Annotated in this window: 17 protein-coding genes; 5 read left to right on the top strand and 12 right to left on the bottom strand. The window is 55.1% G+C overall.

Translation table 11 applies throughout. The annotated features are described in order from the left end of the window. The first annotated feature begins 39 nt into the window (after nt 1-39). Both AUP42_RS11825 and AUP42_RS11820 read left to right on the top strand, forming a co-directional pair. Nucleotides 40-1,842 (top strand): PHA/PHB synthase family protein, encoded by a 1,803-nt coding sequence (locus AUP42_RS11825; RefSeq protein ID WP_062951811.1) that lies wholly within the window; start codon nt 40-42, stop codon nt 1,840-1,842. A gap of 76 nt (nt 1,843-1,918) precedes the next feature. Continuing rightward, nucleotides 1,919-2,794, top strand: coding sequence for an NAD(P)-dependent oxidoreductase (locus AUP42_RS11820; protein ID WP_062951810.1), 876 nt, complete (start codon nt 1,919-1,921; stop codon nt 2,792-2,794). A 2-nt stretch (nt 2,795-2,796) separates the two neighbouring features. Here the strand turns inward: AUP42_RS11820 and AUP42_RS11815 are convergent, their stop codons facing one another. From AUP42_RS11815 to AUP42_RS11805, 3 genes are all read right to left on the bottom strand, one after another. Continuing rightward, a complete protein-coding gene (locus AUP42_RS11815) occupies nt 2,797-4,104 on the bottom strand; it encodes a cytochrome-c peroxidase (RefSeq protein WP_231858255.1) in 1,308 nt (435 codons plus the stop codon). Between the two features lie 114 nt (nt 4,105-4,218). Next, on the bottom strand, nt 4,219-5,118 hold the full coding sequence (locus AUP42_RS11810; RefSeq protein ID WP_062951809.1) for a DMT family transporter: 900 nt from the start codon (nt 5,116-5,118) through the stop codon (nt 4,219-4,221). Between the two features lie 136 nt (nt 5,119-5,254). Further along, complete coding sequence (locus AUP42_RS11805) at nt 5,255-5,788, bottom strand: gamma carbonic anhydrase family protein (protein WP_082824756.1); 534 nt, start codon at nt 5,786-5,788, stop codon at nt 5,255-5,257. A gap of 142 nt (nt 5,789-5,930) precedes the next feature. Here AUP42_RS11805 and AUP42_RS11800 point away from each other — a divergent pair, with 142 nt between their 5' ends. Next, nucleotides 5,931-6,785 carry a substrate-binding periplasmic protein gene (locus AUP42_RS11800; protein ID WP_062951807.1) on the top strand — a complete coding sequence of 285 codons (855 nt, stop codon included), beginning with the start codon at nt 5,931-5,933 and terminating at the stop codon, nt 6,783-6,785. A 14-nt stretch (nt 6,786-6,799) separates the two neighbouring features. Here the strand turns inward: AUP42_RS11800 and AUP42_RS11795 are convergent, their stop codons facing one another. Then, nucleotides 6,800-7,675 (bottom strand): DMT family transporter, encoded by an 876-nt coding sequence (locus AUP42_RS11795; RefSeq protein WP_197468277.1) that lies wholly within the window; start codon nt 7,673-7,675, stop codon nt 6,800-6,802. 109 nt (nt 7,676-7,784) lie between these two features. Here AUP42_RS11795 and AUP42_RS11790 point away from each other — a divergent pair, with 109 nt between their 5' ends. Further along, nucleotides 7,785-9,194 carry a PLP-dependent aminotransferase family protein gene (locus AUP42_RS11790; protein ID WP_231858254.1) on the top strand — a complete coding sequence of 470 codons (1,410 nt, stop codon included), beginning with the start codon at nt 7,785-7,787 and terminating at the stop codon, nt 9,192-9,194. A 66-nt stretch (nt 9,195-9,260) separates the two neighbouring features. Here AUP42_RS11790 and argC read toward each other — a convergent pair whose 3' ends face one another. The 3 genes from argC to AUP42_RS11775 all read right to left on the bottom strand — a co-directional run bounded on the left by argC (nt 9,261) and on the right by AUP42_RS11775 (nt 12,741). Beyond that, nucleotides 9,261-10,307, bottom strand: coding sequence for an N-acetyl-gamma-glutamyl-phosphate reductase (argC, locus tag AUP42_RS11785; protein ID WP_062951806.1), 1,047 nt, complete (start codon nt 10,305-10,307; stop codon nt 9,261-9,263). Nucleotides 10,308-10,491: 184 nt separating this feature from the next. After that, complete coding sequence (locus tag AUP42_RS11780; RefSeq protein ID WP_062951805.1) at nt 10,492-11,820, bottom strand: hypothetical protein; 1,329 nt, start codon at nt 11,818-11,820, stop codon at nt 10,492-10,494. A 27-nt stretch (nt 11,821-11,847) separates the two neighbouring features. Then, nucleotides 11,848-12,741 (bottom strand): GNAT family N-acetyltransferase, encoded by an 894-nt coding sequence (locus AUP42_RS11775; protein WP_062951804.1) that lies wholly within the window; start codon nt 12,739-12,741, stop codon nt 11,848-11,850. Nucleotides 12,742-13,128: 387 nt separating this feature from the next. On the opposite strand from AUP42_RS11775, the gene AUP42_RS11765 reads away from it, so the two are divergent. Next, complete coding sequence (locus AUP42_RS11765; RefSeq protein ID WP_062951802.1) at nt 13,129-14,292, top strand: alpha-hydroxy acid oxidase; 1,164 nt, start codon at nt 13,129-13,131, stop codon at nt 14,290-14,292. Between the two features lie 177 nt (nt 14,293-14,469). On the opposite strand, the gene rpsI is transcribed toward AUP42_RS11765, so the two are convergent. The 5 genes from rpsI to AUP42_RS11735 all read right to left on the bottom strand — a co-directional run bounded on the left by rpsI (nt 14,470) and on the right by AUP42_RS11735 (nt 18,335). Continuing rightward, a complete protein-coding gene (gene rpsI / locus AUP42_RS11760) occupies nt 14,470-14,955 on the bottom strand; it encodes a 30S ribosomal protein S9 (protein WP_062951801.1) in 486 nt (161 codons plus the stop codon). Then, nucleotides 14,955-15,422, bottom strand: coding sequence for a 50S ribosomal protein L13 (rplM, locus tag AUP42_RS11755; protein WP_007091636.1), 468 nt, complete (start codon nt 15,420-15,422; stop codon nt 14,955-14,957). The genes rpsI and rplM overlap by 1 nt, the downstream gene beginning before the upstream one ends. Nucleotides 15,423-15,582: 160 nt before the next feature. Further along, nucleotides 15,583-16,053, bottom strand: coding sequence for a PaaI family thioesterase (locus AUP42_RS11750; protein ID WP_062951800.1), 471 nt, complete (start codon nt 16,051-16,053; stop codon nt 15,583-15,585). 153 nt (nt 16,054-16,206) lie between these two features. Beyond that, on the bottom strand, nt 16,207-16,809 hold the full coding sequence (locus tag AUP42_RS11745) for a hypothetical protein (protein WP_062951799.1): 603 nt from the start codon (nt 16,807-16,809) through the stop codon (nt 16,207-16,209). A gap of 632 nt (nt 16,810-17,441) precedes the next feature. Further along, nucleotides 17,442-18,335, bottom strand: coding sequence for a hypothetical protein (locus tag AUP42_RS11735; RefSeq protein ID WP_062951797.1), 894 nt, complete (start codon nt 18,333-18,335; stop codon nt 17,442-17,444). Nucleotides 18,336-18,358 lie beyond the last annotated feature (23 nt).

The following is an 18,358-nucleotide window of genomic DNA, read 5'->3' as shown; positions in this document are numbered from 1 at the left end:
TTCCTATGCTCAGGCGGCCGTATCATAAGGGAATGCGCCATGAACGATCAACAGGCCAAAGAAACCGAAATTCATCTTCCTGATCCCGAGGAACTGTCATCTGCTATGGCAGAAATAGCCGAGAGAAGTCAAAGACTTGTGTCTGACTTCCTCGCCAAACAGGCAGAAGATCCGGAAATTTCCGATCCTGATCCGCTCAATATCGGCTCGGCCTTTGTCGAACTGACCACCCATATGATGCAAAATCCGACCAAACTGGTCGAAGCACAAATGGATCTGTGGCAGCAATATTATATGCTCTGGCACAATACGACGATGCGCATGCTGGGGCAGGAATCGGAACCCGTCGCATCCCCGCAAAAGGGTGATCGCCGTTTCCGCGACGAGGCTTGGGAAAACAACGAATTGTTTGATTTCATCAAGCAATCCTATCTGCTGTCATCTCAATGGATGCAGAATGTCGTCCATAATGTTGACGGGCTGGATGAAAAAACAGCCCAGAAGGTCGAGTTTTATACACGGCAGTTTGCCGATGCGATTTCGCCGACCAACTTCATGATGACCAATCCGGAAGTTCTGCGCGCCACCATCGAAAGTGGCGGCGAAAACCTTCTTAAGGGGCTTAGCAACCTTCTGGACGATCTCGAACGCGGCAAGGGCAAGCTTCAGATCAAAATGACCGATCTGGATGCTTTCAAGATCGGCGAGAATGTCGCAACCACCGAAGGATCCGTGATCGGCCGAACGCCGTTGATGGAATTGCTGCAATACAAACCGGCAACAGACAAGGTCGCGAAGCGCCCGCTGATGATCGTGCCGCCATGGATCAACAAATATTACATTCTTGATCTGCGTCCGGAAAATTCCTTCATCAAGTGGGCTGTTGATCAGGGGCACACGGTGTTTGTCCTGTCCTGGGTCAATCCCGACAGCAAACTGGCCGAAGAAAGCTTTGAAGATTACGGGCGCGATGGTGTGCTGGCAGCACTTGACATGATCGAAAAGGCCACCGGCGAAAAAGAAGTCAATGCAATCGGCTATTGCCTTGGCGGCACGCTTCTATCAGCGATGCTGGCCTATATGGCCAAGGTTGGTGATGAACGGATCAAATCGGCAACCTTCTTTACCACCCTGACCGACTTTGAAAAACCGGGCGAACTTTCGGTCTTTGTCGATGACGAACAGATCGAAAGCCTTGAAAACCGCATGTCGAAAGAAGGCTATCTTGACGGTCGCGATATGGCGATGTCGTTTAACATGCTGCGCGCCAATGATCTGATCTGGTCGTTCGTGGTGAACAACTACATGCTGGGCAAGGACCCCTTCCCGTTCGACCTGCTGTACTGGAACTCCGATTCGACCCGGATGCCCAAAGCCATGCACAGTTTCTATCTGCGCAATATGTATAACAAGAACCTGCTGCGCGAACCCGGTGGCATTACGATTCTGGGTGAAAAGATCGACCTGCGCGATATCAAAATTCCGGTCTATTTCCTGTCCACCCGTGAAGATCACATCGCCCCGTGGCAGGCAACCTATGCCGGAACGCAACTGATGTCGGGTCAGGTGAAATTCGTCCTTTCGGCGTCGGGTCATATTGCCGGTGTGGTTAATCCACCCGCCGCCAAGAAATACTGCTACTGGACATACAACCGCAATCCCGCCAATCCCGACGACTGGATCGCCAAGGCCACCCAGCATGAAGGATCATGGTGGACCGACTGGCAGAACTGGATCAGCCGCCGTTCGGGTGGTCAGGTCGAAGCCCGCAAACCGGGCGACGGCAAGCTTAAGGTGCTTGGCCCGGCACCGGGTGAATATGTCAAAGTGCAGCTTTCCTGATTATCCGTCATAACTGGAATTTCCGGCCCGCCCGAGATGGCGGGCCGTTTCTTTGGCCCTAAGGACAATAGATATCATGCCTCAGAAAATCGGCTTCCTTGGCGCAGGACGCATGGCATCAGCAATGATTTCCCGCCTGCTGGAACAGGGTTATCCGGTCAAGGTCTGGAACCGCAGCCCGGAAAAGATCAAGCCACTCGCTGCCAAGGGTGCGACTGCCTGTAACACGCCGGCCGAAGCTGCAAATGATGTTGACGCCATCATTTCCTTCATGGCCGACGATATCGCTGCCGAAGCCGTCTGGCTCGGCGAAAATGGTGCGCTTTGCGCAATGACACCGGGCGCCCTTGCCATCGAATGTTCCACCCTTTCACACGGCTTCGTCCTGGAACTCTCAAACAAGGTCATGACTGCGGGCCGCCTTTATATCGATGCGCCGGTTACTGCTGTTCCGGCACAGGTCGCTGCAGGGGAAACAATGTTTTTGATCGGTGCGGAAAAAGTCGCCCTTGAACAGGCTCGCCCGATCATGGAAGCCGTTGCCAACCGTATCGTGCATTTCGGCCCTGTCGGATCGGGTACGGTCTATAAGCTGATGAACAACCTTTTGGGCGCGGTCCATATTGCTGCCGCCGCCGAACTGGTCGCGGTCGCACAAAAGGCAGGACTGGATGGCAATCTGGTTGCCGATGCATTTGCCAATGGTGCCGTCGCCAGCCGGGCCGGTGTCATGACAATCCCAGGCATGATCAGCGGCAATCATATCGAAGGCATTCATTTTACAACTGCGTTACGCGCCAAGGATGCCGGTTATGCCATGTGGCTTGCCGATGAACTTGGCCTTGACCTGCCAGTCGGCCGATCTGCCACCGAGATGTTTGATCGCGCAATCGAAGCTGGATTTGGCGACCTTGCGCAAAGTGCGGTGCTGGAAACAATTCGCGGCAGGTAGGCCTATTTCTTCTTGGCCTTGGCAGCGGCTTCTTCCTGCTCGGCCAGAAGCGGCTCGTATCGCGCATCGGTCAGCGTTTTAAGAAACGCGACCAGCGCATCAATGCGCTTGGTATCAAGCGCATCTCCCTGCTCCAGCTCTTTAAGGGAAATGGTTTCGGGGACCTCGGCATCACCCCAGGGCTGTTTGGTTTCCGGGTTAAGTTGGGCCGATTTCGCGCGGCTGTTATATTTGTTGTAGAATTTGATCACGGTCCGCAGATCGGCAAACACGCCGTTATGCATATACGGCCCGGTCACCGCGACATTGCGAAGCCCGGGCGTTTTGTATTTGCCCTTATGCGCAACATCATCAATCGCCGGATTATCCAGAAGCCCGTTATCGGTAAAATCGGGGTCCTTGTTATTCTCGTTGCGTACCGCCACGTTCCGCGGCACACCGATATTGTGATATTCGTAATTGGTGAATGTCTCGCCCTCTGCCGTAGGCGACGTTTTTAGCTGATGGCACACATTGCAATTGGTAAATTGCTGCGAGAAGAAAAGCACACGCCCCAATTCTTCCTGCGGCGTCATTTTGTATTCCCCGCGCAGGAACCGGTCATATTTTGAATCAAATGGCGAAAACTGATCAGTACGCTCGAACGCGGCAATCGCGTCCGTCATCGCCGCATAAGCACGATCCGTATCATTCCAGACACCGTCACCAAACAGCGCCTTGAAGCTTTCAACATAATCATCATCTTCCTTAAGACGCGCGACAACGGCTGCCTTGTCGGGCATGCCCATTTCAACCGGATTTAACGGTGGCCCGCCAGCCTGCTCTGCGAGATTCCTTGCGCGTCCATCCCAGAACTGCCCGCCAACCGGCGTCCCGTCCTCCTTGAAATGGAAATCGGGTGCGAACTTGGCATAAGCCGCCATTGGTGCATTGCGATCGCCAAGCGAGCTGCCATCATCGCCAAGCGAAAAGGCGCCCTTGGCTATTTCGCCACGCGGATCGCGGAATGCGGTTGTCGGTTCATGACAACTTGCACAGGCCTGCGTCCTGTTTTTCGAAAGATTGGTATCGAAATAAAGTGCCTCCCCCAACGCTGCCTTATCGGCAAACGGGGAGGTATTGCTTGCCAGTTCGCTCAGCAAGACAGCAGGCGGTTTTTGCATCTGTGTCGGGATGCCATCGGCTGCCTGTGCAGCGCTGTTAATAGCGCCAGTGCTGATACCAGCCATCAACATCGTGGTTGCGAAGACACAACCAAGGCCAAGAAACCTGCGAACAGGAAAGCTGGAAACAGACGGCAAGACAGGCATATTCGATATCCGGCATTCAATATTGGCCGCATTATCGCGACCAATAATCACTTACAACATCCTAATTGCACCTTGCCTTGATAAAGGTCAATGGTACCAGCCGGATAATTCAGCTTAGATCGCAACCTTGGGACGGCGCCCCATCATCGGCAACAATTGTACTCCGATGATCGCCGCAAGGATCACCCCGCAACCGGCATATTCGGCGGGTGCCAGTCGTTCTCCAAGGAAGAATGCCCCGGCGATTGCGGCAAATACCGCCTCCGCACTCATGATGATCGCGGCATCTGCGGCCTCGGTATAATTCTGGGCCACCGCCTGCAGGGTAAAGGCGATCCCCGCCGACATGATCCCGGCATAGAGGATTTCAAACCCGGCATTGTAGATATCGGCAAAGCTGAAAGTCTCAAGCATGCCGCCCATCGCCATGCCGAAAATACCGGTAATGAAGAATTGCACCGTCGCGACCAGTGCCGGGGCGTTGGTCCGGGTCACCATTACACCGATCATCACCACCTGAACGGCCCAGAAAAGCGCACTTCCCATGACCCAGAAATCACCGGCCCCAAGCGCCGACAGGTTACCACCACTCAGCAGATACGTACCGAAAACACACATCACGCCCCCCGGCCAAACCGACCAGTGGGGCTTTGTCCGAAACACCATAAAAGCCAGAACCGGCACCAGCGGCACATAAAATGCCGTCAGAAAGGCCGCATTGGTGACGGTGGTATCCATGATGCCGATCTGCTGAAGGATGCTGGCCAGATACATCGAAACGCCGGTAAAGATCAGGCCAAGCTTGTTAGCCCTCGAAAGCGTGCGTCCTTCGCGCTTCATTCTGCGCACTTCACGAAGGGCAAACGGCAACACCACAAACGTCCCCAACAGGAACCGTACACCGGTAAAATATTGCGGGCCGATATTGTCCATGCTGGTTTGCTGGACGACAAAAGTCGTACCCCAAATAAGGGCAACAAAAACGATTACGGCATTCGCCTGCCAACGCGTCATTTCCCGGTTCCGTTTTCTGGTCGCCGGGCGTGGTGGCGCGCGGCAGGTTATATGTTTTTATGGATATCTGAATTGCTTGCTAACGCAGGGTCCTGACGCAGGCAAGAAGTTCCTTGGCGTTCGACAATCGCAGTTGTCATTCAGATTTCAGGTCATCTGGAATTGTCACACGATATTCCTGCCCAAGATCGGCATAACGATCCGCGGAAACTTTGAAAAATTCGATTTCTTCCTGTGTCAGGTCACGCACCTTGCGCGCCGGAACACCGGCCCAAAGTTCCCCCGCCGGAATACGTTTCCCCGGTGCCAGAAGCGCACCGGCTCCAAGCATCGCCCCCTGCTCGATCACGCAACCATCCATGACAGTAGCACTCATGCCGACGAAACTTCTGTCTTCGAGCGTGCAGGCATGGATGACAGCAGAATGGCCGATGGTCACATCGTCCCCGATATAGGTGCCGAACTTGCCCTTGGCGACATGCACCATGGTCAGGTCCTGAATATTGGTGCGCGATCCGATGCGGATTTCATGGACGTCACCACGGATGACACAGCCAAACCAGATCCCGGTTTCCGCCCCGATTTCAACATCGCCGGTGATTGTCGCATTCGGCGCGATAAAGGCCGTTTCATCAATGGTGGGGCGCACCCCGCGATAGGTCAGGATCATGGTCTGACGACCTTTCAATTGTAGGATCATTTTTGACTGGCTCTGCACCTGCCCCTTACCGGGACAATAGCGGCATCTTGATTTGACAGTTTAAATTCTAACATGTGGATATGGAAACCCCGTTCTCATCCAAATCGTGATCATGCCAGCACATCGGAAATTTGACCTCCCAAAACGACCCAGACAGCTTGTCGGCTTCATTCTGCTGGCTGCGATCATTATTGTATGTGGTGTCGCAATTACCAGGGATGCGCGCGCGCAGTCAGAACCTCTTCGTCAGGGACAATTGCGTGCCGCTTTTTCGGTATGGGAACCGTTTGTGATTGATGACGCGTCGGGACCACACGGGATCGATATGGCGATCCTGACCGAACTGTCGCACCGTATGGGCAAGGTTCTCGTGCTTCAGCCCTGCCCGTGGCGGCGGTGTCTTAAAATGCTTGAAGAAGGTGATATCGACGTTCTTTCAAGCTTTGCCTACACAGCCGAACGCGAAAAATTCGCGTTTTACATCAAGCCCGCCTATAGCCGTGTCAGCCCGGTATTTTATGTCCGACAGGGCAAGAACACCCAGATATCACAATATAACGACCTCAAAACGCTTGCAGTCGGCTCCGTGGTTGACTCTCGCTATTTCGAGCCATTCGACAGCGACACATCACTGAACAAATTCGAAGCCAGCAGCGAAATGCTACTGCTGCGCATGCTCGAGGCAAGCCGTGTCGATGTCATTGTCGGGTCCGACGCCAATGTCGATTTTGAAATCCGGCGCAACAACCTTGGAGATATCATCCGCAAGGCCGATTTCAGACCCGATCATCACAATGATATCCATATCGCGGTATCACGAAATTCCCCATTGATGAGCCAGACAGATCAGATATCGAAAATCATCACCGACCTGCGCGAGGAAGGTTTCATTGCCCGGATCCATGCCCGGTACTGGCCCGCAAGTGACGATGCGAAATACCCGGACCAACTCGCACCAACCGAATAGCCAGATATTGAAACCTATCGGGCAAACCGTTTGGCCCCGGCAACACAGGCAACCACGCCGACTGTCACCACGATCATCAGGCCACCCACCGGCTCGGCCAGAAGCAACCCTGCCAGCAGCAGACCAAAGAACGGCTGCAGCAATTGCAACTGCCCGACCGCCGCAATTCCGCCCAGGGCCAATCCGCGATACCAGAAGAAAAACCCGATCAGCATGCTGAACAGCGAAACATAACCAAGACCAAACCAAGCGGGAATGCCAACTCCGGCAAAGCTATCCGGCAAGGTCGCAACACAAAGTGCAAGCATCGGCACCAGCGAAATCACCAGCGCCCAGCAGATCACCTGCCATCCACCAAGACATCGGGACAGTTTTGCACCCTCGGCATAACCGAGCCCGCAAACGATCACCGCCCCCAGCATGTAAAGATCACCGCGTAATGACCCTGCATTGCTTTCCATGGCAGCAAAGCCGGCGACAAGTGCACTGCCAAGAACCGAAAAAAGCCAGAACACGACCTTTGGCCGCTCACCACCGCGCAGCACACCGAAAATCGCCGTCGCCAGCGGCAGCAAACCGATAAACACAATCGATCTGGCCGAGGTGATATGTTCAAGTGCAAGGGCGGTCAGCAACGGAAAGCCGACAACAACCCCGCCCGCCACCACCAGCAATGACATCCAGTCCGATGCCTGCGGCCGGGCGGTTCGCGACACCACAAGCAATATGGCGGCCAGCAGACCGGCAATTGCCGCACGCGCAACGGTCAGAAACAGCGGATCAAAATCCATGACGGCAATCCGGGTGGCGGGTAACGACCCGCTGAAAATCAGGATACCGATCATCCCGCTGATCCAACCACCACTTGTCCGTTGCACTGCAATTGCCATCAAAACCTCCGTCATGTTCGAAGGTTTATCTATCGCTTGCCAGCCGCACATCGACCAGACACAATAAAATACAATTCAAACAAACTGTACTGATTACAGGAGCAATACAGTGGCACCTGACGGATCACCAAAACAGTCGGACAACGGAACACTTGTCGCCCGCGTCATGGCCGTAATCCGCGACCGGATTGGTGCACGCAATCTGCTTGCCGGGGATCGCCTGCCCTCGATCCGGGGGCTTGCGCGACAGATGAAGGTGTCAAACTCGACCGTGGTCGAAGCCTATGACCGGCTGGTGGCCGAAGGCATGATCGAGGCCCGCCGCGGATCTGGTTTTTATGTGTCAGGTCACACCGCACCGCTTTCGATTGCCCAAATCGGCCCGAAACTGGATCGGGCCATTGATCCGTTCTGGGTTTCGCGCCAGTCGCTTGATGCCCGACCGGATATGATCAAACCTGGTTGCGGCTGGCTTCCGGCGGACTGGATGCCTGAAACAGCCATCAGACGCGCGCTTCGCAATCTGTCACGCGCTGATGATGCCACGCTCGTCGATTACGGCACACCGCTTGGCCTGCCCGCCCTGCGCCAACTCCTGTCGCGCCGAATGGGCACCTATGGCATCAATGCCGATCCCGGCCAGATTCTGTTGACCGAGTCCGGGACACAGGCAATCGATATGCTGTGCCGGTTCCTGATCGAACCGGGCGATACGGTGCTGATCGATGATCCGTGCTATTTCAATTTTCAGGCATTGCTGCGCGCGCATCGCGCCAACATTATCGGCGTGCCCTTTACCGCCAATGGCCCTGATATCGATGCCTTTGCCCGGATTGCCGCCGCGCACAAGCCCCGCCTCTACATTACCAATTCCGGACTGCACAACCCGACCGGCGCGTCACTGTCGCCGATGGTCGCGCACCGCGTTTTGAACATTGCCGAAGAACATGACCTGATCATCATCGAAGACGATATTTTTGCCGATTTCGAAAACACCCCTGCCCCAAGGCTGGCAGCTCTTGGCGGGCTTGACCGGGTTGTCCATATCGGAAGCTTTTCCAAAACGCTTTCGGCCTCGGTCCGGTGCGGCTATATCGCGGCAAGTCCCGACTGGATCGAAGGCCTGACGGACCTCAAGATCGCGACGGGATTTTCAAGCCCGAATTTTTCGGCCGAACTGATTTTCTCGGTCCTGAAGGACGGCACTTATCGCAAACATATGGACGCCCTGCGCGACCGGCTGACGCGGACCATGTCCGTCACCGAAACCCGTCTTGGCGCGCTTGGCATCACACCGGCGATCAGACCCGATGCCGGGATTTTCCTGTGGTGTCACCTGCCCGCCCCCATCGATGCCGCAACACTTGCCCGCAATGCGCTGGCCGATGGTGTGGTTCTGGCACCCGGCAATGTTTTCAGCATCTCACAATCGGCCGGAAACCTGATGCGATTTAACATCGCACAATGCGAAGACGATCGTGTTTTCACCGTTCTTGAACGGGCGATCTCAAACGCATGATGCGGCCACGAAAAAGGGGCGCATCCAGACCGGACACGCCCCTTTTGACAGGATGCTGTCGCGCGATTACGGGAACAGTGGCTCGATCTCAAGCCCCATGGTTTCCGGCAGGCCCAGCATGACATTCATGTTCTGAACCGCCTGCCCCGATGCGCCTTTAACCAGGTTATCCTCGACCGCAACAATGATCACACGGCCCGGCACGCGATCCTTGACCACGCCAATCAGCACATAATTCGACCCACGCACATGACGGGTCTGCGGCGTCACCCCGAACGGCAGAACACGCACGAACGGCTCGTCGGCATAACGTTTTTCAAGGGCGGCCTGAATGTCTTCGGCCGAGGTGCCATCGGTCATTTTGACATAGATGCTTTCAAGGATGCCGCGGCTCATCGGCATCAGGTGCGGTGAAAAGTTCACCACAACATCCTGTCCGGCGGCCCAGGCAAGGCCCTGCTCGATCTCGGGTGCATGGCGATGCCCGCCGGTGCCATAGGCGTGAATGCCTTCGGTGACTTCGGCATACAAAATGCCTTCTTTCGGCGAACGGCCTGCACCGGTCACACCGGATTTCGCATCAATGATAATGTCATCGGCATGCACCAGCTTCTGTTCCAGAAGCGGCGTCAGCGAAAGCTGCACCGGGGTTGGATAACATCCCGGATTGGCAACAACGCGCGCCTTTTTGATCTTTTCACGGTGCAGTTCGGTCAGGCCATAAACGACCTCTTTCTGCAAATCCTGCGCGGCATGCTCCGCCCCGTACCACTCCTTGTAGGTCGCGGCATCGAACAAACGGAAATCCGCCGACAGATCGACAACTTTGACATGGTCCGGCAGACCGGCAATCACTTCCTGCGTCGTGCCATGCGGCAGCGCGCAGAAAATCACATCGACCATCGACCAGTCCGCATCCTCGATCCGGATCATGGTCGGTAATTCCAGATGGGCAAGATGCGGGAAAACCTCCCCGAACGGACGTCCGGCGCGTCGGTCTGCGGTCAGCAGGGTGATTTCAGAAGCGGCATGGTGCGCAAGAATACGAACCAGTTCCGCCCCGGTATATCCGCTGGCACCGAGAATTCCGACTTTGACCTTAACGTCGCTCATTTCAAATCTTGCTCCTATAGGCTCACCCTGACCTTCATGGTCACCGGGCGCGGTTAACGGGCGGATGTTGGCAAACAAGCCCCGCAGATGCAAGCCTTTAGGCGGCTTTTCCCCTGCATTCCCGGATCGGGACCCATGCAGTGATGACATGCATCACATTGGTCCCGCACAATCAACTCTTCGATCAAGGTCGTCGCGACTTGCGGACATTGGCCGGACAGGCGCGCTTATCCTCGGGCAGAACGGTATAAAACCGTTCGATCTGCTCAAACCCGGTCGGGGCTGCCACCGGGTAGCCCGAAACATAACGATGATCCGAAAGGCCAAAATCGCTGGCCTTTAACCCGGATCGTTGCTGCCAGATCCGGCGATGGGTATCCGATAACTTGATTTCGGGATCATCAATCAGGAAAATCGCATCGCGGGCGATCCGGTCGTTATATTTATGCTGGGACGGTAACCATGCCGCAAGCTGACGGCGCAATTCGCCGGGGCTTGGCACATTGCGCGTCCGGCTGGCGAAATTGACCATCTTTGCCGACAGATCGGAAACATTGCCGGGTGGTGCCATGCCGTGGGTCGCCATGTCGATAAAATAGGCCAGATCAATCTCGGTCGGATCACGGCCAATAACGGGTTTCAGGGCGGCATAAATCTTGAAAAACCGGGCGATTTTTCCGCCGTCGGCATTGGCAGCATCATAAACCCGGCGATAGGCACGCTGTACTTCGGGCAATGCGCCATATTGTGCAAACCGGGCGGTAAAATCGGCCCGGCGTTTCGGATCGATCCAGATCGCACACAGGATATCAAATGCGCTTTGATTGTTCCCCAGCGCCAGACGATGCATCGCATCCGTATGCGGGCCAAAGACGGCATTAAGCAGGCCGGGGTTGGCGCGTTCAGCGGCAAAGATGATCTGCTGGATTTCCGCCCCCGCCCCGGCGGTTGCCCCACGCGGCCCCCAGGTCAGATAGGCATTTGGATCATTGGTGTAACACCACGGATCGCCTTCCAGATACCGCTTGCCGCTCCGCGGGTTGCGCGACTGGCAGAAATTGAACTGAATGGCATCATAATCCGTGCCCTCAAGCGCAAAGGTCAGATGATTGGCCCGCGTGATCGCGTCGGGAAAGGGCTGCTCTGCTGGCATCAACAGTTTCCACAAACCGACCGTGATCGCGCCGGGGTTCCCGGCCCCGATGGCCGCTTTAACGCTTGAATCAAGGCAGGGCTGCAAATCCATGATCGCACGACGCGTCTTGTCCCCGACAATACCATCCGCCGCCCCATAGGCAGACGTACTGCCACGCTTGCAACTTGCCGCAGCAACAAACAACCGGCTCTGAAAATCGGCAATCGCACCGTATTTCCCTAAAACCAGCGGCCGGTCTTCGAAACGGTATAAAACCTGGGACAAATTCTGTGCGACTGCATCAATGGGCATTGCACCGGCAAATAGCCCTGCCGCCAGCCCAAGGACCGGCAGCAGGATTTGTTTAAAGCGCAGCAATCTCTCAGGCCCCGTCACGGGCGCACCTCATTGACATGAAAGCTCTCTGGTCAGCTTAACCGGGTTCGCCAGCAACGCCAAGCGATACGCCCCATCTCTCTCAAACCCGATCGCCTCATAAGCCTTTGCCGCGGCCGGGCTATCCGTTGACAGCACCGCACGGGTTACGCCACGCGCGCGAGCCGCCAGAAGCGTTTTGGCGACAAGAATACGCGCATAGCCGTTGCTGCGCTGTTCGGGCGGCGTCCAGACCGGGCCGATCTGGACCATGTCGGGCAGTTCGGCGTTGAACCCCGAAAGACTGACCGGAACGCCATCAACGACAAGCGCCCACATATTGCGGTCATTAAGTGCATGGACAAGGCGACTGGCGATCCGGCTATCAAGGGCTGGTGTATCCTCTCCGCCCAATGCCTCGATCTCGTAGGCGCGCAGCCAGCGCAGAAGCGTATTGCGATCAATCCGTTCCGCATCCACCATCTGGAAGCTGTCCGACCGCACATTTTGCGGCAGGATCAAATTGGCGAGATCAAGCCGATAAAAAGCATCGCATGCATTGATGGCAAATTGCGCATCGCCAAGCCCCAGAAGATCAATCACGTCCTGTGCCTGATCGGCCGGGCCAAAGAAACCGGCCACCGGTTGTGCATTTTCGGTACAAGACAGATCAATCAAACCACGCGGCACAGGCTTTCCGCCGGTTTGCACAAAGACATTGCCGTTGCCAAATATCGTCAAAACCGCCGTCACAGCACCATAGCCGGAAACTTCGCCGTAATAGCAGCCCGAAAGCGGATGATGACGTCGGTTCATGCCGATTTTTCGCAAATTGCTGCGCAGGACCATGCTGGTTTCGGCATGGGTTGCGAGAAATGCGTCAAGAGCATGAAGATCGTCATCTTGCAGCTTTCTGTACTGCATATCGGGGGTCCCTTTCTTTGGGCTTCAGGTAATTGCCAACCTTCCGAATTGGCATAAAAAAAGACCGCTCCATTAGCGGCCCTTCACATATCGCAAGGTAATCCAACAGAGGCTCAAACACTTATGTCTTGAAAGCTCGTCGCATCGTTCCGACCATTGGATGTCACCTTAAATTCAAAAAATCTCTCTTCGATGGATTCTTATTATCACAACCTTCCGAATTTTCGATCCTTCTTTTTAAAATTCTTTTCCAACCACAACATCACCCTGTTTCCGGAATCCGGAAACAGTTTGGGCCTTGCAAGAAGCTGATTTTCAATTCGGTTTGCGATAACCTCCGAAACTGGTATTACCATTACCAAGCGCATTTTATTCGGAGCTAACCTCATGCCAGTGATCACCTGCGTCGAAGACCTGAAACGTATCTATAAACGTCGCGCACCGCGCATGTTTTACGATTACGCAGAATCCGGAAGCTGGACCGAGCAGACATTCCGTGAAAACACCACCGACTTTCAGGATATTCACCTCCGTCAGCGGGTCGCGATCGACATGGCCGGGCGCTCAACCAAAAGCCGGATGATCGGTCAGGATGTAGCCATGCCTGTCGCCCTTGCCCCGGTCGGACTGACCGGCATGCAATGTGCAGACGGCGAAATCAAGGCTGCCCGCGCGGCTGAAAAGTTCGGTGTCCCGTACACATTGTCGACCATGTCGATCTGTTCGATCGAGGATGTCGCCGAAAACACCTCCAGGCCCTTCTGGTTGCAGGTTTATACGCTCAAGGACGATGACTTCATGAAGCGCCTGTTTGATCGGGCGAAGGCCGCCAAATGCTCGGCTGCGGTCATCACGGTGGATCTTCAGATGCTCGGCCAACGTCACAAGGATCTGAAGAACGGCCTCTCCGCCCCACCCAAACTGACTTTCAAATCGGTTACCAACATGATGACCAAAGTCCAATGGGGCCTTGGCATGCTCGGCACCAAACGCCGGTTCTTTGGCAATATTGTTGGCCACGCCAAGGGGGTTGCCGACGCATCATCGCTGACCACATGGACGGCCGAGGCGTTTGATGTATCCCTTGATTGGGAGCGTATTCGCGAGTTCCGCAAAATGTGGGACGGGCCCTTGATCATCAAGGGGATCATTGATCCGCGTGATGCCCTGGAGGCACTTAACGTTGGCGCAGATGCCATCATTGTTTCCAACCATGGCGGACGCCAGCTTGATGGCGCCCTGTCCTCAATCCGTGCATTGCCAGCCATCATGGATGCCGTCGGCGACAAGATCGAGGTCCATCTGGATAGCGGGATCCGTTCCGGCCAGGATGTGCTGAAAGCGCTGGCACTGGGTGCCAAGGGCACCTATATCGGGCGCGCATATGTTTATGGTCTGGGCGCTATGGGCGAAGCCGGTGTGACCAAGGCGCTTGAGATCATTCACAAGGAACTTGAAGTTTCCATGGCGCTTTGCGGCCATACTGACGTGACCAAAGTGGATCGCGATATTCTTATGATCCCGCGCGATTTCTCGGATCGCTGGCAATAACGCGCCAGAGACTGCTCAGCCTTTAAACGCGAAACAAAAACGGCGTCTTCCACTGGTGAAGGCGCCGTTTTTTTGTTCGCTTTTGCCACAGAAAAAGTCAAACCCGCAAAAAGAAAAAGCGCCACCCGAAGGTGACGCTTTTCCAATAAAATCGCGAGCCTGATGCCCGAAAACGAATTAACGTTTCGAGAACTGGAAGCTACGACGTGCTTTGGCGCGACCGTATTTTTTACGTTCGACTGCACGCGGGTCACGGGTCAGGAAGCCACCAGCCTTGAGCGACGGACGCAGTGCCGGTTCGAACAGGGTCAGCGCGCGCGAGATACCGTGACGAACAGCACCGGCCTGACCGGAAAGACCACCACCGGTAACGGTGCAAACGACGTCGAACTGATCTTTACGATTGGCAACGCCGAACGGCTGGTTGATCACCATGCGCAGAACCGGACGTGCGAAGTAATCTTCGAATTCGCGGCCATTGACGGTGACTTTACCCGAGCCCGGTTTGATCCAGACGCGTGCAATTGCGTTCTTACGACGACCGGTTGCATAGGAACGGCCCTGTGCGTCGATCTTCGGTTCCGGCAGGGTGCCTTCTGCAGCAGCAGCTTCACCGCCCTGTGCGAGATCCTTGAGATCTTCAAGAGTTTTGGTGTCGGCCATTACTTAGCACTCCGCTTATTCTTGTCGTTCATTGCGGCAAGATCGAGAACTTCCGGCTTCTGTGCATCATGCGGATGCTCGGTACCGGCATAGACGTGCAGCTTGGAAAGAACCTGGCTGCGCAGCGGACCACGGGACATCATACGCTCGACAGCTTTGATGATCACACGTTCCGGATGCTCGCCATTCAGCAGCTTGTCCATGGTGCGTTCTTTGATGCCGCCCGGATAACCGGTGTGCCAGTAAAACTTCTTGTTCTGAAGTTTACGGCCGGTCAGTTTGACTTTTTCGGCATTGACGATGACGATGTGATCGCCACAATCCATGTGCGGGGTAAACATCGCTTTGTGTTTACCACGAAGACGGTTGGCAACAACGGCTGCAAGACGGCCGAGTACGACGTCTTCTGCGTCGACTACAAACCATTTGCGCTCGATGTCACTCGGTGTCGCAGTGAAGGTTTTCATAATTTAATACTCGAAAACTGGGTTCCACGGAGGGAATCGCCCCTCGTTGAAAGTCGGCGCAGTATGCCAGCATTAAACAGGAAAGCAACAGGAATATTTCGTTATATTTCAACAACTTAAATCAATAGGTATTATTTTACCACACTGATTTTCATCATTTTCAGACCGGTTTTGGCTCGGTCCCATTTTCCGGCCCCTTTTCCGGTGGCATCGCATAGGTTCCGATGACATGCGCGCAAAGTGCGCCATCAACGGCAGACCGGATATGGCATTCCGCAATCAGAAGGCGCTTGCCTGCCTTGAGGATCTTCGCCTCCGCCAGCAAATCACCGGGCTTTGCCCCGGAAAGGAAATGCACCGTCGCCTCGGTCGTAACCGCCAGATCGGCCTTGGGTACCACAAGCCACGCCACCGCATAAAGCGCAATATCAGCCAGCGCAAAGATCGCCGGACCGCAAATAACATTGCCCGGCCGAATGTGCCGTTCATTGAATGGCAAGCGCAACAGGGCGCGATCCCCCGAAAGCTCCTCTGTCCTGACATTCATATCCCCGACAAACGGGACTTTTTCACGCATGATGGCGTCGAAGTCCGCCAATCCTATGCCGGTGCGGGGTGGCATGGCTGTCATATCGGGTTCCTCCCTGTCGCCAACCTTGGACGGATGGCCCTGTTCCCTTTGACCAACAGCCTGACATAACGTTTACGTTAACGTCAACTATTTCAGCATACCTGCCCCTTGGCATAAAGTCGCAAACCACCATGTCCGGCTCAGTGACCGCCTTTATCTGCCAAGGATTACCGAAAGCTCGATCACCGTCATCCAGATCACCGCAACAATAACGATCCCGGTAATCAGAAAGGAGCCGATATTGGGCAGCCATCTTTCCATGCCCCGCCGCCTGATGGCGAGTGTATGAACAGGTAATGCAGTTCTGACTTCCGGTGCGTTCCGTAAAATCCGACTGCCTTGATTGTCGGAACGATACCCGCCGGCTTGGCGATCATCCGCAGATACTGGAAATTCCGGGTTGTCATTCGGGGCTTCGCCCGATGGCATTATTGATGCAATGAAATTGATGAACGGGTGATCTTCCGGTCCCTCGTCCGATACCGCAACATTCGTCTTTCCATTTTTCACATCATTATCCGGATCGCGACCGGATTTGGACGACGTTGCCGTCTGGCTTTTGACATGGCGGCGATGTCCCGGGCTCTGATGGTCCGATTGTGGTTCCGGGTCCTGGCCACCGTTCTTCTGATCGGCAATATCGGGTTCCGGCGTCAAATCGCCCTGCCCGGGGCGGCGGCGATGAATGCCCGCAGACAGCGTTCTTGATGCCGAAGCATTATAGACACCCGATACACGCAATCTCTGGCTTTTCATCATCGTCTCCGTTGCCAGATGTTTTGTCCGGTATGTGATGACATCACCGGCCAAACAGACATACGCAATCAACGCGACAACAGAACAGCAAGCTCTGAATATGTCGCGAGGACAACACTCGCAATTACGATACTGACAATCAGGGACGCCCCGACGCGCGGCAGATTTTTCTGCATCCAATCGGTCAGATCAAAGTCAGAACCGGCACCTGAGCCGGACCTTCGAAATCTTGGCCTGACCGGGCCACGCAGGATAACTGTGGGCTTGTCCACTTCATCGTTGGACGCCCAATGATACCGGTTTTCCGGAAGATAAACCGGGTGTCGGTCTTCCTGACCTTTTACGTCACTTTCCATGGCGACTACGGCGGTACCTCCGCCGTCTCCTGCAACAAGGGTTATGTCACACTCTGACCACCTTTCATTGCCGACATACCTTGCCGGTCAATTCAGGCCATCACCCCCTCGTCGTCCAATCTCCCCATTATCTGATCTCGAAACACCGGACAATTTCGTCAAAAGCCCGATGCCTGTCACATGGTTCATTATGCAACAATTATACTAGACGTGAAGATTCGGGCAGGTTTGAGGCAAAATGCAGGATGCATTTTCTATTGCTGATTGTTCGTTCGCTTATCCGCCAATCAGTTTGCCAAGCTCGGTATAGACCAGCACCAGCACATAACCGACCGCAATGGCCGCCACCATATAGGCACCAAGTTTCGGCAGGACCTTGTCAAGCGCCAGCGCATTGCCCCGCGCCCTTGCCTTTTTTTCGGCCTTGGCCTGCCTTGCGGATTTTCGTTTGACGGAATGTGCCTGCGATTCCCTGGTCACATTGCGCCGCCGGGCTTCTTCCTGACTGACCCAGCTTGAACTGTTATCGGGTAAATCAATATTGCCCGATCCGGTTTTTGATGCCGATTTCAGATCATCGACGCGACCGGTAATATCATTGTGGATGTCCAGACCGGTTTTCGCATCGTCCCCCAAGCCTTCCAGATATTCGCGATATGCACTGCCGTCGGAATAATCGCCGTCCTGCCCGTCATTCTGTGGTGCCTCGGCCTGCGCCACATTCGGTCCCGCCTGATGCAGGGCGACATTGCTCGCAAGGAAATGACGATTGGGCTTGGGGCGATCCCCCTGCTTCGCGGCGTTGTGAAGGTCGCCTGCCGTTACCGGTCGGCTTTTTTTCGGGGCCGCCGGTTTGGGCCCGGCCATCGCCGCCCCGGAAATATCGCGCACGGCATCGGGATCAATGGTGCTGGCTTCCGGATCATCCGGATCCACTTCCGGTCGACGGGGCTGAAGAATTTCAGGCACGTCAAAACCGCGACTTAACAACCGCGCACGTGCTTCGGCACGCTGACGTTCCATGTCCCAGTCCATGACCTCCTTGCGGTCATAGCGTTTCATTTTCGTCTTCGCGACCGGCGAAACCGGTTTGCGTTTTTCAACGATCTCCTTGGTGGTGACAAAACGACCAGGAGCGCGTCGCGGCTTACGTTGTTCGTCGTTGCTCATTCCCAATCGTCCTCACATGGGAT

The sequence above is a fragment of the Thalassospira lucentensis genome (genome assembly GCF_001613805.1).
GTDB lineage: Bacteria > Pseudomonadota > Alphaproteobacteria > Rhodospirillales > Thalassospiraceae > Thalassospira > Thalassospira lucentensis_A.
The sequence above is the reverse complement of the archived record's forward strand: the minus strand, read 5'-3'. Positions and strand labels throughout refer to the sequence as shown.

Bases quoted from the DNA above. Each gene is read 5' to 3' on its own strand.
- AUP42_RS11825 (WP_062951811.1), top strand. From the start codon at position 40: ATGAACGATCAACAGGCCAAAGAAACCGAAATTCATCTTCCTGATCCC.
- AUP42_RS11820 (WP_062951810.1), top strand. From the start codon at position 1,919: ATGCCTCAGAAAATCGGCTTCCTTGGCGCAGGACGCATGGCATCAGCA.
- AUP42_RS11735 (WP_062951797.1), bottom strand. From the start codon at position 18,335: ATGAGCAACGACGAACAACGTAAGCCGCGACGCGCTCCTGGTCGTTTT.
- AUP42_RS11795 (WP_197468277.1), bottom strand. From the start codon at position 7,675: ATGGCAATTGCAGTGCAACGGACAAGTGGTGGTTGGATCAGCGGGATG.
- rpsI (WP_062951801.1), bottom strand. From the start codon at position 14,955: ATGGCCGACACCAAAACTCTTGAAGATCTCAAGGATCTCGCACAGGGC.
- AUP42_RS11765 (WP_062951802.1), top strand. From the start codon at position 13,129: ATGCCAGTGATCACCTGCGTCGAAGACCTGAAACGTATCTATAAACGT.
- rplM (WP_007091636.1), bottom strand. From the start codon at position 15,422: ATGAAAACCTTCACTGCGACACCGAGTGACATCGAGCGCAAATGGTTT.
- AUP42_RS11805 (WP_082824756.1), bottom strand. From the start codon at position 5,788: ATGATCCTGACCTATCGCGGGGTGCGCCCCACCATTGATGAAACGGCC.
- AUP42_RS11775 (WP_062951804.1), bottom strand. From the start codon at position 12,741: ATGCAGTACAGAAAGCTGCAAGATGACGATCTTCATGCTCTTGACGCA.
- argC (WP_062951806.1), bottom strand. From the start codon at position 10,307: ATGAGCGACGTTAAGGTCAAAGTCGGAATTCTCGGTGCCAGCGGATAT.
- AUP42_RS11745 (WP_062951799.1), bottom strand. From the start codon at position 16,809: ATGAAAAGCCAGAGATTGCGTGTATCGGGTGTCTATAATGCTTCGGCA.
- AUP42_RS11750 (WP_062951800.1), bottom strand. From the start codon at position 16,053: ATGACAGCCATGCCACCCCGCACCGGCATAGGATTGGCGGACTTCGAC.
- AUP42_RS11810 (WP_062951809.1), bottom strand. From the start codon at position 5,118: ATGACGCGTTGGCAGGCGAATGCCGTAATCGTTTTTGTTGCCCTTATT.
- AUP42_RS11800 (WP_062951807.1), top strand. From the start codon at position 5,931: ATGCCAGCACATCGGAAATTTGACCTCCCAAAACGACCCAGACAGCTT.
- AUP42_RS11815 (WP_231858255.1), bottom strand. From the start codon at position 4,104: ATGCCTGTCTTGCCGTCTGTTTCCAGCTTTCCTGTTCGCAGGTTTCTT.